11 protein-coding genes and 1 pseudogene are annotated in these 14,639 nt (G+C 72.4%); 6 read left to right on the forward strand and 6 right to left on the reverse strand.

All coding sequences use genetic code 11. The features are described from left to right. Positions 1-12: 12 nt before the first annotated feature. From ACR3IO_RS05355 to ACR3IO_RS05380, 6 genes and pseudogenes are all read right to left on the reverse strand, one after another. Positions 13-1,149: a 2-hydroxy-3-oxopropionate reductase gene (locus tag ACR3IO_RS05355; protein WP_434070137.1), complete on the reverse strand. Its 1,137-nt coding sequence runs from the start codon at positions 1,147-1,149 to the stop codon at positions 13-15. Then, positions 1,049-1,801, reverse strand: a pseudogene (locus ACR3IO_RS05360) (hydroxypyruvate isomerase family protein); the annotation flags it as partial. The gene ACR3IO_RS05355 and the pseudogene ACR3IO_RS05360, both read right to left, overlap by 101 nt. A 262-nt stretch (positions 1,802-2,063) precedes the next feature. Next, positions 2,064-2,876 carry a bifunctional allantoicase/(S)-ureidoglycine aminohydrolase gene (locus tag ACR3IO_RS05365; RefSeq protein ID WP_434070138.1) on the reverse strand — a complete coding sequence of 271 codons (813 nt, stop codon included), beginning with the start codon at positions 2,874-2,876 and terminating at the stop codon, positions 2,064-2,066. Positions 2,877-2,944: 68 nt separating this feature from the next. Beyond that, positions 2,945-4,225, reverse strand: a complete 1,281-nt coding sequence (locus tag ACR3IO_RS05370) for a DUF6986 family protein (RefSeq protein WP_434070139.1) — start codon at positions 4,223-4,225, stop codon at positions 2,945-2,947. Positions 4,226-4,229: 4 nt separating this feature from the next. Beyond that, complete coding sequence (gene aceB, locus ACR3IO_RS05375) at positions 4,230-5,870, reverse strand: malate synthase A (RefSeq protein ID WP_434070140.1); 1,641 nt, start codon at positions 5,868-5,870, stop codon at positions 4,230-4,232. Then, positions 5,867-7,279: an NAD-dependent malic enzyme gene (locus ACR3IO_RS05380; RefSeq protein WP_434070141.1), complete on the reverse strand. Its 1,413-nt coding sequence runs from the start codon at positions 7,277-7,279 to the stop codon at positions 5,867-5,869. Before ACR3IO_RS05380 ends, aceB begins: the two co-directional genes overlap by 4 nt. 218 nt (positions 7,280-7,497) lie before the next feature. On the opposite strand from ACR3IO_RS05380, the gene ACR3IO_RS05385 reads away from it, so the two are divergent. The 6 genes from ACR3IO_RS05385 (at position 7,498) to ACR3IO_RS05410 (ending at position 14,481) form a co-directional block, all read left to right on the forward strand. Further along, the gene (locus tag ACR3IO_RS05385; RefSeq protein ID WP_434070142.1) at positions 7,498-8,247 is read left to right on the forward strand and encodes an IclR family transcriptional regulator; all 750 of its coding nucleotides are present in this window, start codon (positions 7,498-7,500) and stop codon (positions 8,245-8,247) included. A gap of 186 nt (positions 8,248-8,433) precedes the next feature. Then, entirely contained in the window at positions 8,434-8,595 is a 162-nt protein-coding gene (locus ACR3IO_RS05390) for a hypothetical protein (RefSeq protein WP_434070143.1), read from the forward strand. Between the two features lie 168 nt (positions 8,596-8,763). Beyond that, on the forward strand, positions 8,764-10,263 hold the full coding sequence (locus ACR3IO_RS05395; protein WP_434070144.1) for a xanthine dehydrogenase small subunit: 1,500 nt from the start codon (positions 8,764-8,766) through the stop codon (positions 10,261-10,263). Further along, on the forward strand, positions 10,260-12,716 hold the full coding sequence (gene xdhB, locus ACR3IO_RS05400) for a xanthine dehydrogenase molybdopterin binding subunit (protein WP_434070145.1): 2,457 nt from the start codon (positions 10,260-10,262) through the stop codon (positions 12,714-12,716). The genes ACR3IO_RS05395 and xdhB overlap by 4 nt, the downstream gene beginning before the upstream one ends. Next, entirely contained in the window at positions 12,716-13,669 is a 954-nt protein-coding gene (gene xdhC / locus ACR3IO_RS05405) for a xanthine dehydrogenase accessory protein XdhC (protein WP_434070146.1), read from the forward strand. Before xdhB ends, xdhC begins: the two co-directional genes overlap by 1 nt. Then, positions 13,666-14,481 carry an SDR family oxidoreductase gene (locus ACR3IO_RS05410; protein WP_434070147.1) on the forward strand — a complete coding sequence of 272 codons (816 nt, stop codon included), beginning with the start codon at positions 13,666-13,668 and terminating at the stop codon, positions 14,479-14,481. The genes xdhC and ACR3IO_RS05410 overlap by 4 nt, the downstream gene beginning before the upstream one ends. Positions 14,482-14,639 lie beyond the last annotated feature (158 nt).

The raw sequence follows: 14,639 nt of genomic DNA on the forward strand, positions 1-14,639 counted from the left end.
GTTGTCCTTCGGTTACTCGCGGCCTGCGGCGGCGAGGGTGAGCTTGAAGAGTCCGGAGTGGTCGAGGCCGCCGTCGCCGCGGGCGACGGTCGAGCCGACGAGTTGTGCGACGTGCGCACCGAGCGGCACGACGATGCCGGCCTCGCGGGCGGCGCCCGTGACGATGCCGAGGTCCTTGCTGTGCAGGGCGAGGCGGAACCCGGGCGTGAAGTCGCGGTCGAGCATCTTCTGCCCCTTCTGGTCGAGCACCTTCGAGCCCGCGAGCCCGCCGCCGAGCACCCGCAGCGCGGCATCCGTGTCGACGCCGTAGGCCTCGAGGAAGAGGATCGCCTCGGCGAGCGCCTGGATGTTGACCGCGACGATGAGCTGGTTGGCCGCCTTCACGGTCTGGCCCGCACCCGAGGGTCCGACGTGCACGATGGTCCTGCCGACCGCCTGCAGCACGGGCAGTGCGGCCTCGAAGTCGGATGCCTCGCCGCCGACCATGATCGAGAGCACGCCGTCGATCGCGCCCTGCTCGCCGCCCGAGACGGGGGCGTCGAGGGGGCGGAGGCCCGCGGCGCGGGCGTCGGCGGCGACCTGCTGCGCGACATCCGGTCGGATGCTCGACGCGTCGATCCAGACGGCGCCGGGTTTCGCGTTGGCGATGAGTCCCTCGTCGCCGCCGGCGACCGCGGCCACGTCGGGCGAGTCGGGCACCATCGTGATGATGACGTCGGCGTCGGCGACGGCATCGGCGACGCTCGTCGCGCCGCGGCCGCCCTCGGCGACGAGCTGCTCGATGCGCTCGGCCGAGCGGTTGTAGCCGGCGACGACGTGGCCGGCCTTCAGCAGGTTTCGGGCCATGGGCAGGCCCATGATGCCGAGTCCGATGACTGCGATGTTCGTCATGCTGTGGTCCTTTGCGGATCGTGAGGCGTGGTGGGGACGGCGGGCCGTGCAGGGGTCCTGGTGCGGCCGGCCGGATTCCGTGGCGCGGTGGCGCTCAGCGGGCGTCGGCGCCGGCGGCCGCGGGTTCTGCGGCGAGCCACGCGAACGCGGTGTCGATGGGGGCCTTGTACTCGAGGCCGATGGGGCCGGCGTAGCCGAGTTCGCGGCTGCGGGCGATCCACGCGTCGAGCGGGAGGGTGCCGGTGCCGGGCGCGCCACGACCGGGGTCGTCGGCGATCTGGATGTGGCCGAAGCCTCCCGCGTGGGACTCGATGACGGATGCCACGTCGTCGCCGTTCACGGCCAGGTGGTAGAAGTCGGCGAGGAGCTTGACGTTGTCGGCACCCGATGCGGCGCGGACGCCGTCGATGACGCGGAGCGCGTCGGCCGCGGTGCGCAGCGGGTAGCGCGCCGCGCCGCTCACGGGCTCGACGAGCACGGTGCCGCCGATGGCGGCGACGCCCGCCGCGGCCGCCGCGAGGTTCTCGATGGCGACCGCGTCCTGCTCGGCCGGGTCGACGCCGTCGATGCGGTTGCCGTAGAGGGCGTTGAAGCCGCGCGTGCCGAGCTCGCGGCCGATGCCCGCGACGACGTCGACGTTGTCGCGGAATTCCGCGGCCCGTGCGGGCCACGAGACGAGGCCGCGATCGCCGCCGGGCATGTCGCCCGCGTTGAAGTTGAGTCCGGTGAGCTGCACGCCGGCGTCGCGGACGGCCGCGATGAACGCGTCGACGTCGCGGTCGGCCGGGACCGACTCGGCGAAGGGCCACCAGAACTCGACGGCGCCGAAGCCGGCAGCCGCGGCGGCCGCGGGACGTTCGAGGAGCGGCAGCTCGGTGAGGAGGATCGAGCAGTTCACCGTGTACGTCATCTCGGGGCCTTTCGGAGAGTGCGCCCGGGGTCCGAGCGTCAGTGCTGGTTCGTGGTCTTGCGTCTGTATTTCGTATTGCGGAAGTTACCTACCGCTGTGTGAAAAGCGTAAGCGACGATCGGGCACCCGTCAACCACTTCGCCAACGGATGTCCCGGAGCCGGCGGTGCCCTCGCGGGCACGACGAAGCGCCCGGCGATGTCCCATGGATCGCCGGGCGCCGAGACGCGCACCTCGCGGAGCGGACTCCCCGAGGAACGCGCCTACGTCAGCCGGATCTGCCGGTTGACGTCCTTGTACAGGAGGTACCGGAACGGGCCCGGGCCCCCCGCGTAGCAAGCCTGCGGGCAGAACGCGCGCAACCACATGAAGTCGCCCGCCTCGACCTCGACCCAGTCGTCGTTCAGCCGATAGACGGCCTTGCCCTCGAGCACGAACAGGCCGTGCTCCATGACGTGCGTCTCGGCGAACGGGATCACGCCGCCCGGCTGGAAGGTCACGATGTTCACGTGCATGTCGTGCGCGAGGTCGTCGGGGTCGGCGAAGCGCGTCGTCGCCCAGGCCCCGTTCGTGCCGGGCATCTCGCGCGGCGCGACGTCCTGGTCGCGGGTGACGAAGGAGGCGGGCGGAGCGATGCCGTCGACCGGCTCGTACGCCTTGCGGATCCAGTGGAAGCCCGTGATCTCGGAGCCCCGGTTCTCGAGCGACCACGACGCCCCGGCCGCGACGTAGGCGTATCCCCCGGCCTCCAGCACGTGCTCGCTCCCGTCGAGCGTCAGCGCGAGCTCGCCGGTCGTCACGAATACCACGCCCTCGACGCCCGCCTCGGGCTCGGGCCGGGTGGCCCCGCCGCCGGGCGAGATCTCGACGATCAGCTGCGCGAACGTGGTCGCGAACCCCGCGATGGGCCTGGCGATGATCCACGAGCGGGTCTTCTCGAAGCCCGGAAGGTTGCTCGTCACGATGTCGCGCAGCACGCCCTTCGGGATGACGGTGTACGCCTCCTTGACGACGGCGCGGTCGGTCAGCAGGTCGGTCTGGGGCGGCAGCCCGCCTTCGGGGGTGTAATAGCTCATCGATGTTCCTGTTCGAGCGGGCCGACCTCGGTCGGACGGTGGCGGGAGTCGGATGCCGCGGGCCGGCGTCATCCGGCGACGGGGTCCGCGGCGGGGTCCGCCGCGAGACGCGGGTGGGCGAGCCCGACGAGGGCCCGGCGGTCGATGCCGATGTCGGCGGCGACCTCGTCGGTCGTGATCGCACCGCACGCGACGCCGCGCAGCACGACGTCGGCGAGCGCGCGGGCCGTCGCGGGCTCGTCGAGCACGGCGCCCGGCGTGCGCTCGAGGTAGGCGCGCAGGCGGGCGGATGCCTCGGGGTACGCCTCGCGGTAGAACGCGAACGTCGCGAGGTACCGTGTTGGCAGCTGGTGGGCGTGCAGGTCCCAGCCCTGGTAGTACCCGCGCTCGAGGGAGCGGCGCACGAGCCGCGCGTGCAGCGCCCACGCCTCCTCGGTGCGGTCGCCGATCGGCAGGATGTTCGTCGAGCCGTCGGAGAGCCGGATGCCGGTGCCTGCCACCGCGAGCTGCATGACGCCCTTCGCGAGGTCGGCCACGGGGTGCTCCATCGACTGGTGGCGCGCGGCGATAGCGAGTGAGGCGCTGTAGTCGTACGTGCCGTAGTGCAGCGCGCTGATGCGGCCGGGGGCGGCGAGCGGCAGCTGCGCGACCGGCGAGCGTCCGTCGGCGCCGAGCACGAGCTGCGGCGACTCCACCTGCACCTCGAAGCGCAGGCGGCCGTCGGCCAGGCCGTGCGCGCGTTCGAGGGTGGCCGCGGCATCCGCCATCGCCTCGACCTGCGCGACCGTCGTGACCTTGGGCAGCGTCAGCACGAGCCCGTCGGGCAGCCCGCCGCGCTCGACGAGCCCGCCGACGAAGCGGTCGAGGGTGCGCAGGGCGCGGCGCCTCGTCGGCGCCTCGAGGCACTTGAAGCGGATGCCGATGAACGGCGGGGCGACGCCGGCCTCGACGGCGTCGGCGACGCGCGCGGCCGCGAGCGCGGCATCCGCGTCTTCGGCCTCGTCGCCCCGGTCGCCGTAGCCGTCCTCGAAGTCGAGGCGCAGGTCCTCGATGGGCTCGCGCTCGAGCTTGGCCGCGACGCGCGGCACGACGTCGTCGGCGACCTCGGACGGGATGCCCACGCGCTCGGCGAGCGCCGCGAGACCGCCCGCGGCGTCGACGGCGTCGATCGCGTCCCGCCCCCACCGCGCGGGCAGGTCGGGCGCGAACCGATCGGCGGGGACGTACACGGTGTGCACGGGCTGGCGCGAGCCGTCGTCGCCCGGGTACGCCGTGGCGAGCAGGTCGTCGGTGGCGCGGAGCCCGGCGTCGATGCGATCGAGGTCTGCGGCGGTGAAGACGTTCGGCATGCCCCTAGTCCAGCAGTTCGTAGGCGGGCAGTGTGAGGAAATCGACGTATTCCTCGGAGAGGCAGATGTCGGCGATGAGCGCGGCCGCGGGCTCGTAGCAGCGCACGAACAGCGCGGGGTCGACCTCGCCGCGCAGGCGCCCGACCTCCTCGTCGAGTGCGGTGCGCACGAGTTCGGGCGAGATCCGCCGTCCCGTGTCGGCGAAGACCACGCCGTTGCGCAGCTGCTGCCACACCTGCGAGCGCGAGATCTCGGCGGTCGCGGCATCCTCCATGAGGTTGTGGATCGCGACGGCGCCGTTGCCCGAGAGCCACACGGCCGTGTACGCGACGGCGACGTAGAGGTTCGCGTGCAGCCCGGCCTCGGTGACCTCGCCACCGGCGGATGCCACGTCGAGCAGTTGCGCGGCCGTGACCTCGACCTCGGGCCGCTGCCGCTCGAACTGGTTCGGCCGGTCGCCGAGCACGGCGTCGAACACCTCGCGGCACACGGGCACGAGGTCGGGGTGGGCGACCCAGGAGCCGTCGAACCCGTCGTCCGCCTCGCGCGTCTTGTCGGCGCGCACCTTCTCGAACGCGGCCGCGGTGACCTCGAGGTCGTTGCGGTTCGGCACGACCGCGGCCATGCCGCCCATCGCGGCGGCGCCGCGACGATGGCAGGTCTTCACGAGCAGCTCGGTGTACGCGCGCATGAACGGCGCGGTCATCGCGACCGAGGCGCGGTCGGGCAGCACGAAGGCCTCGCCCGCGTCGCGGAACACCTTGATCATGCTGAAGAGGTAGTCCCAGCGCCCGGCGTTCAGGCCCGAGGCGTGCTCGCGCAGCTCGAAGAGGATCTCCTCCATCTCGAACGCGGCCGGGATGGTCTCGATGAGCACGGTCGCCCGGATGGTTCCCCGCTCGATGCCCAGGGCCTCCTGCGCGAAGACGAACACGTCGTTCCAGAGCCGCGCCTCGACGTGGCTCTCGAGCTTGGGCAGGTAGTAGTACGGGCCGTGGCCGTTCGCGATGAGCAGCTTCGCGGTGTGGAAGACGTGCAGGCCGAAGTCGACGAGCGCGCCGACGGCCGGCTCGCCGTCGATGAGCAGGTGCCGCTCGGGCAGGTGCCAGCCGCGGGGCCGGGTGACGACCGTCGGGCGGCGCACGTCGGTGCGGAGCGCGTAGGGCTTGCCCGCGGGCGACGTGTAGGCGAGCGTGCCGAGCGCGGCGTCGCGGAGGTTCTTGACGCCGCCGACGACGTTGTCCCACGTGGGGCTCGTGGCGTCCTCGAGGTCGGCGAGCCAGACGCGCGCGCCCGAGTTCAGGGCGTTGATCGCCATCTTCGGCGGGGCGGCCGGCCCCGTGATCTCGACCCGTCGGTCGAGCAGGGCGTCGGGGGCGGATGCCACGAGCCAGTCGCCCTCGCGCACCTCCCGCGTCTCGGGCAGGAAGTCGAGCGTGCCGCCGCGGGCGATGCGCTCGCGCTTCTCCCGCCGCTCGGCGAGGAGCCCGTCGCGCGTGCCGGCGAAGCGGCGGTGCAGCTCGGCGACGAAGGCGAGCGCCTCGGGGGTGAGGATCTCGTCGGCGCCCGTGATGCCCGACTCCCGGGTGATCTCGACGACGGGCACGGCGCCGACGGACGCGTCCTTGACGGCTGGGGTGGTCATGCTGCGGATTCCTCCTGTACGAGTGCGGTGCGGTGCGCGGCGGCGGCGACCGCCTCGGCGACGACCCGGGCGACGTCCGGGTCGAACACGCTCGGGATGATGTAGCTCGCGTTCAGCTCCTCCTCGCGGACGCACGAGGCGATCGCCTCGGCGGCCGCGACGAGCATGTCGGGCGTGATGTCGACGGCTCCGGCATCGAGGAGGCCGCGGAAGAACCCGGGGAATGCGAGCACGTTGTTGATCTGGTTCGGGAAGTCGCTGCGGCCCGTCGCGACGACGGCCGCGTGCCGGGCTGCGAGCACCGGGTCGACCTCGGGGTCGGGATTCGCCATGGCGAACACGATCGAGTCCTCGGCCATCGAGGCGATCTCGGCCTCGCCGAGCAGGTTCGGGGCGCTCACGCCGATGAAGACGTCGGCGCCGACGAGCACCTCGGCGAGCGTGCCGTGCACGCCCTGCAGGTTGGTGTGCTCGGCGATCCAGGTGCGGTGGGGGTCGTCGTAGGTCTCGCCGCGGTGGATCGCGCCGGTGCGGCTGCAGGCGACGATGTCGCGCGCGCCCTCGGCGACGAGCAGCTGGATGATCGCGGACCCGGCCGCGCCGACGCCCGAGACGACGATGCGCACGTCGGAGAGGCGCTTGCCCACGAGCCGGAGGGCGTTCACGAGCGCGGCCAGCGTCACGATCGCGGTGCCGTGCTGGTCGTCGTGGAAGACGGGGATGTCGAGCTCCTCGCGGAGGCGACGCTCGATCTCGAAGCAGCGCGGCGCCGCGATGTCCTCGAGGTTGATGCCGCCGTACACGGGCGCGAGGGCCTTGACGATGCGGATGATCTCCTCGGTGTCCTGCGTGTCCAGGGCGACCGGCCAGGCGTCGACGTCGGCGAACTGCTTGAAGAGGGCGGCCTTGCCCTCCATGACCGGGATCGACGCCAGGGCGCCGATGTTGCCGAGGCCGAGCACGGCCGAGCCGTCGGTGACGACGGCGATGGTGTTGCCCTTGACCGTGAGCCGGCGGGCGTCGGCGGGCTGCTCGGCGATGGCGAGGCAGACCCGGGCGACGCCCGGGGTGTAGGCCCGGGAGAGGTCGTCGCGGTTGCGCAGCGGGGTCTTCGGCACGATCTCGAGCTTGCCGCCGGCGTGGAGTCGGAAGGTGCGGTCGGCGACGTCGTGCACGACGACGCCGTCGCGGGCGGCGAGCGCCTCGGCGACCTGCGACGCGTGCTCGGCGCTGACGGCGTAGCAGGTGAGGTCGACGAGCACGCGATCGCCCGTGGACTCGCTCACGTCGACGGCGGTGACCACGGCGCCCGCATCGGCGACCGTGACGACGAGCTCGCTCGTCGCCGTGACGCCCGCAGGCGCCTCGACGCGCAGCTGGATGGAATAGCCGGGACTCGGGTTCGCCATCGAAACATCCTTCCCGGATGGCAGGGCCACCCGCGGTCGTGAAAACCCTTGGGACAAGTTTTCGTATGATGGACATTATTCTCTGCAATTCGGAAACACAACCCCGCACGGCGAATATCCATGGTGGCCGCCACGGCGTGCGGTATCTTGGCTGAACCCCGGCATGTTTCCGCGATGCGGATATCGCGTGCCGCACACCCCGAACTGGAGAAGCACGGATGGCGGACAGCCCGACCGAAGGCGTCAAATCCGTCGCCCGAGTCTTCGACCTCCTCGAACTCATCGCCGACGCCGGCGGCGACGTCACCCTGAGCGAGCTCTCGACCATGGCCGAGCTCCCGCTGCCGACGATCCACCGGCTGCTCCGCACGCTCGTCTCGCTGGGCTACGCGCGCCAGCTCGCCAACCGCCGCTACGCGCTCGGCCCCCGACTGGTGCGCCTGGGCGAGGTCGCGAACCGCCAGTTCGGCCAGCTCGCGAAGCCGCAGCTTAAGGACCTCGTCGCTCGCCTCGGCGAGACCGCCAACCTCGCCACGATCGACGGCGACCAGGTCATCTACGTCTCGCAGGCCCCGTCGCCGCACGCCATGCGCATGTTCACCGAGGTGGGCCGCCGCTCGGGCCTGCACAACACCGGCGTCGGCAAGGCGATCCTCTCCCAGTTCGACGACGACGTCGTCCGCGACATCGTCGCGCGCACCGGACTGCCGAAGACCACGGAGCACTCGATCGACTCGCTCGACGCGCTCCTCGACGACCTGCACCTCAGCCGCGAGCGCGGCTACGCCATCGACGACGGCGAGCAGGAGATCGGCGTGCGCTGCTACGCCATGACCGTGCCGGGCGCCCCGGTGCCGACGGCCGTGTCGGTCTCGGGCCCCGTCGCCCGCGTCGACGAGGCGTTCGCGGCGCGCGCCATCCCCGTGCTGCGGGAGGTCGTCCAGGAGATCGCGGCCGTCACGGCCTGACCCACGCCATCTCCCTCCCGCCGAAGGCTCGCCCGGCGGCGCTTCGCCGACCCGTCCAGACGATGATGCACCGCGGCATCCGCTCGTCGCGCACCCTTGACGACTCGCAGGTCGTCGCCTACGCTTTCCGTAGTTCAGAAAATAGATTCCGTCTGTCGGAATCACCTCATCGGAGAGGAGCGAGACATGTCCCACCACCGCCAGGAGACCGCGGGCGTCGCCCGCCCCTACGCGTTCACGGCCTCCAACGTGATCGATCCCGACATCCACATGCCCGCTCGACGGGATCCTGGCCGGCTCGCCCGCCTGCTGCACCACGTGCCGGTGCTCCGGTGGCTCACGACCTGAGTCGCCGTATATCCGCTCTACGGAATCCTGATTTCGGAGCGCAAGAACTTCCTGTTGCGGACGCAGTATCATCGAGATGACTGCCCGAGGCAGGCGCGGCGCGAGGTGGGGCCATCGGGGCCCCGGTGCCGCAGGCGTCGCTGCTGACGCCGAATCCGAGGAGATCCGATGCCAGACATCGTCGTCACCGTCAACGGTGTCGCTCGCCCGTTGAACGCAACGCCCACCCATACGACCGCCCTCGACTGGCTCCGCGAGACCGGGCTTCCCGGCAGCAAGGAGGGCTGCGCCGAGGGCGAGTGCGGCGCCTGCGCGATGCTGCTCGCGACCCCCACCGCCGACGGCGGCACCGCCTGGACCCCGGTGAACGCCTGCCTCGTGCCCGTCGCCGCCCTGAACGGGCAGGAGATCGTCACGGCCGAGGGCCTCGGGGACCCCGAGCACCTCCACCCCGTGCAGGCCGAGCTCGCCGAGGCCGGCGGGTCCCAGTGCGGCTACTGCACCCCCGGCTTCGCCTGCAGCATGGCCGGCGAGTACTACCGCGAGGATCGAACGCCGGCGCATGCCGCGACGGCGACCTCGGGCCACGACGACGGCTGCCCCGCAGACGGTGCGCACGACGGGCACGACGCCGAGCACGGGCCGAACGGATTCGACCTGCACGCCCTGAGCGGCAACCTCTGCCGCTGCACCGGGTATCGCCCGATCCGGGACGCCGCCTACGCGCTCGGCTTCCCCGAAGCGGGCGACGAACTCGCCGAGCGGCGTTCGCGGCCAGCGCCCGCACCCGTGCCCACCGACGTCGACGTCGACGGCAGCCGCTTCGTGCGCCCCGCGACCCTCGCCGAGACGATGCGCATCCTCGACGAGGACCCGACCGCCGTGCTCGTCGCGGGGTCCACCGACTGGGGCGTCGAGGTGAACCTCCGCGGCCGCCGTGCCCCGCTCGTCGTCGCGATCGAGCAGCTCGACGAGCTCCGCACGCTCACCGTCGGCGACGACGTCATCGAGATCGGCGCTTCGCTCTCCCTCAGCGAGATCGAGCAGCGCCTCGACGGCGGCGTGCCGCTGCTCGCCAAGCTGTTCCCGCAGTTCGCCTCCCGACTGATCCGCAACCGCGGCACGATCGGCGGCAACCTCGGCACCGGATCCCCCATCGGCGACACCCCGCCGGCGCTCCTCGCGCTCGGCGCGAGCGTCGTGCTCGCGTCGGTCGACGGCGAGCGCGAGGTCGACCTCGCCGAGTACTTCACCGGCTACCGCCAGACGGTGCGGGCGGGCAACGAACTGATCCGCGCCATCCGCATCCCGCTGCCGCTCGCCGAGGTCACCGCGTTCCACAAGATCTCCAAGCGCCGGTTCGACGACATCTCCAGCGTCGCCATCGCGTTCGCCCTCGACATCCGCGACGGGGTGGTGACGGATGCCCGCATCGGCCTCGGCGGCGTCGCCGCGACCCCGCTCCGCGCCCTCGCCACCGAGGCCGCGCTCATCGGCCGGCCGTGGAGCATCGCGACCGTGCGCGCGGCCTCCGCCGTGCTCCGCGCCGAGGGCACGCCCATGTCCGACCACCGCGCGAGCTCGGAGTACCGCTCGCTCATGCTCGGCACCTCGTTGCTGAAGCTCTACAGCGCGACCGTCATCGAATCGAAGGAGGTCTCGGCATGAGCACCCTCGCCGAACGACCCGCCAACCCCGTCGTCGGCCTCCGTGCCGCCCACGAGAGCGCGAAGCTGCACGTGACCGGTGCCGCGATGTACACCGACGACCTCGCCGCGCAGACCGTCGGCACGCTCACGGCGTGGCCCGTGCAGTCGACGAACGCGCACGCTCGGGTCGAGATCGACGTCGCCCCGGCCTACGACGTGCCCGGCGTCGTGCGCGTGCTCACCGCCGCCGACGTGCCCGGCATCAACGACGCCGGCATCAAGCACGACGAGCCGCTGTTCCCGAGCGAGGCCATGTTCCACGGCCACGCGCTCGTCTGGGTGCTCGGCGAGACGCAGGAGGCCGCGCGCCTCGGCGCCGAGGCCGTGCGCGTCGAGTACGAGCCCCTCCCGTCGTACGTCTCCGTGCAGGACGCCATCGCCGCCGGGTCGTTCCAGGGCATCGCCCGCACGGTCGTCCGCGGCGACGCGGCGACGGCCATGGCGGCATCCGACCGGGTGTTCGAGGGCGTCAGCGAGTTCGGCGGCCAGGAGCACTTCTACCTCGAGACGCAGGCGTCGTTCGCGATCCGCGACTCCGAGGGCCAGTACTTCGTGCAGTGCTCGACGCAGCACCCCTCCGAAACGCAGGAGATCGTCGCGCACGTGCTCGGCATCCCGAGCAACGAGGTCACCGTGCAGTCGCTCCGCATGGGCGGCGCGTTCGGCGGCAAGGAGATGCAGCCGCACGGGTTCGCGGCCATCGCCGCGCTCGGCGCGAAGCTCACCGGGCGCCCCGTGCGCCTGCGGCTGAACCGCACGCAGGACATCACGATGACCGGCAAGCGGCACCCGTTCCACATCAGCTGGAAGGCGGGGTTCGCCGCCGACGGCCGCATCCAGGCCCTCGAGGCCATGCTCACGGCCGACGGCGGATGGAGCATCGACCTCTCCGAGCCCGTGCTCGGCCGCGCGCTCTGCCACATCGACAACGCGTACTGGATCCCGAACGTGCACGCCGACGGGCGCATCGCGAAGACGAACAAGACGTCGCAGACCGCGTTCCGCGGATTCGGCGGGCCGCAGGGCGTCTTCCTGATCGAGGACATCCTCGGCCGCGTCGCACCGCAGCTCGGACTCGAGCCCGCAGACCTCCGCCGACGGAACTTCTACCGGCCTGGGCAGGCCACGCCCTACGGCCAGGTCGTGAAGGACGCCGAGCGCATCGACGCGATCTGGAGCGAGCTGCTCGCCGAGAGCGACTTCGCCGCCCGCCATGCCGGGATCGACGCGTTCAACGCGGCGCACCCCGACGTCAAGCGCGGGCTCGCGATCACGCCCGTGAAGTTCGGCATCTCGTTCAACTTCGCCGCGTTCAACCAGGCCGGCGCCCTCGTGCACGTCTATAAAGACGGCTCGGTGCTCATCAACCACGGCGGCACCGAGATGGGCCAGGGCCTGCACACGAAGATGCTGCAGGTCGCGGCCACCGCGCTCGGGCTCGAGCTGCACCAGGTGCGCCTCGCCCCCACGCGCACCGACAAGGTGCCGAACACGTCCGCGACGGCGGCATCCTCGGGCGCCGACCTCAACGGCGGTGCCGTGAAGAACGCCTGCGAGCAGATCCGCGAGCGCATCGCGAAGGTCGCCGGGCGCCTCCTCGGCGTCGACGAACGCGACGTGCGCTTCGAGGGCGGCTCCGTCACCGGACTCGGCAAGCCCGAGCGCCTGCCGTTCGCCGAGGTCGTGGAGGCCGCCTACCTGCAGCGCGTGCAGCTCTGGGCCGCCGGCTACTACCGCACCGAGGGCCTGCACTGGAACCCCGAGATCATGCAGGGCTCGCCGTTCAAGTACTTCGCCTTCGGCTGCGCCGCGACCGAGGTCGAGGTCGACGGCTTCACGGGCGCCTACCGCGTGCGCCGCGTCGACATCGTGCACGACGTCGGCGACTCGCTCTCCCCGATGATCGACATCGGCCAGGTCGAGGGCGCCTACGTGCAGGGCCTCGGCTGGCTGACCCTCGAGGAGCTGCGCTGGGACGAGACCGACGGCCCGCACCGCGGCCGGCTGCAGACGCAGTCGGCGAGCACGTACAAGCTGCCGAGCTTCTCGGAGATGCCCGAGGAGTTCAACGTCCGCCTCTTCGAGCGCGCCACGGAGTCCGGCGCCGTCTACGGTTCCAAGGCCGTCGGCGAGCCGCCGTTCATGCTCGCCTTCAGCGCACGCGAGGCGCTCCGCGAGGCGGTCGGCGCGTTCGGCCCCGTGGGCCACAGCGTCGAGCTCGGCTCCCCCTCGACGCCCGAGGCGGTCTTCTGGGCCGTCGAGTCGGCCCGCGCCGCGGCATCCGACCTCGACGCCTCGGTCGCGACGGCATCGGCCCTCACGACGGCGGATGCCGCGGCCGACGTCCCGGCGGATGCCGCAGCGGACGCCGAGGGCGGGGCATCCGCGCCCCTGCAGACGGTCGACGCCTGATGGTCGCGCGCACCATGGACTGGCTCGACGCCCTGCGGCGCCTGCGCGACGAGCGCACGCCCGCGGTCGTCGTGACCCTCGCCATGGTGCGCGGCCACGCGCCGCGCAACGGCGGCGCCAAGATGGTCGTCGCCCCGGCGGAGCTCTTCGGCACCGTCGGCGGCGGCAACCTCGAGGCCACCGCCGTGCGGCGCGCGCGCGACATGCTCGAGTCCGGTGCGGCGGAACCCGAACTGCTGACGCTGAAGCTCAGCGACAAGGCCACGACCGAGTACGGTGTGCAGTGCTGCGGAGGAGAGGTCACGATGCTGCTCGAACCGGTTCGGGTCGTGCCGTCGGTCGCGGTGTTCGGCATCGGCCACGTGGGCCTCGAACTCGTGCGCATCCTCGCCCGCCACGAGCTCGACCTGCACCTCGTCGACTCGCGCGCCGACATGCTCGCGCCGGAGCGACTCGGCACGCCGGGCGTCGACGGTCCGCTCGCCGACGCCGTGGCGACCGTGCACGTGCACCACGCGCCCGTGCCCGAGGCCGTGCTCGGGCAGCTCGAGCCCGGCGCGCACGTGCTCATCATGACCCACGACCACGTGGAGGACCTGGCGATCACCGAGACCGCGCTGCGCACCGCGGGCCTCGGCTCGATCGGGCTCATCGGCTCGTCCTCGAAGTGGGCGCGGTTCCGCACGCAGCTCCTCGACCTCGGCCACGACGAGGCCGCGCTCACCCGCGTCACGACGCCCATCGGCATCCCCGAGGTCGCGGGCAAGGCGCCCGCGGTCATCGCGGTGAGCGTGGCGGCGCGGATGCTGCAGCTCATCGAGGAGGCGCAGGCGACCGCGCCCGCCGAGGCCGCCGAGGCGGCGCCCGAGGTCGCGATTCCTGGAGCAGCGACGCCCGAGGCCACGACCGCGACCTCCACGCCTGCGACCCGCGTCACGTCGGTCGCGACGTGACCGCGCGCGCTGCGATCGTCACGGGCGCCGGCACCGGCATCGGCCGGGCGATCGCCCGCGCCCTCCTCGCCGACGGCTGGGGCGTCACCCTCGCTGGCCGGACCCGCACCTCGCTCGTCGAAGCCGCGACGGTCGACACGGGCATCGCGCCGCCGCGCCCCCATCCTGGCCCGCACGCCGGCCATCCGGGCGTGCACCACGGCGGCCACCACAACGCGCTCGTCGTCGTCGCCGACGTGACGGATGCGGCGAGCGTCGACGCGCTCCTGGCCGCGCACGTCGCGAGGTTCGGCCGCCTCGACCTGCTCGTCAACAACGCCGGTTCCTTCGGCCCGACGGCGGATGTCGGCGAGCTCGATCCCAGTGACTGGCAGGCCGTGCTCGCCGTCAACGTCACGGGTGCTGTGCTCTGCGCGGGCGCCGCCTTCCGGCAGATGCGCTCGCAGGAGCCCGCGGGCGGGCGCATCGTGAACAACGCCTCGATCTCGGCCGAGTCGCCGCGCCCGAGGTCGGTCGCCTACACGACCACCAAGCACGCGATCACCGGCCTCTCGAAGTCGATCGAGCTCGACGGCCGGCCCCACGCGATCACCTGCACGCAGGTCGACATCGGCAACGTCCGCACCGGACTGCTCGACGGCGTCGTCGGCGACGGGGCCCTGCAGGCCGACGGGAGCCGCCGCGTGGAGCCCACGATGGAGGCGGGTCCGCTCGCGGCCCTCGTCGTGCACGTGGCGAACCTGCCGCTCGGCGTGAGCGTTCCGCGCCTCACGGTCACGGCGGCCGGCATGCCGTTCGTCGGCCGCGGCTGAGGCGAATCGCGCGGCATCCGCTCGCCCGCGGCATCCGCTCGCCCGCGACATCCGCTCGCCCGCGGCATCCGCTCCCCCGCGACATCCGCCCGCCTCGCGGCATCCGAACCCCCGCGACAGCGCGCCGCGACATGCGGAACGCCCCGCACCCGCTCGTG

This window comes from Agromyces sp. Marseille-Q5079, from assembly GCF_051016555.1.
Classification (GTDB): Bacteria; Actinomycetota; Actinomycetes; order Actinomycetales; family Microbacteriaceae; genus Agromyces.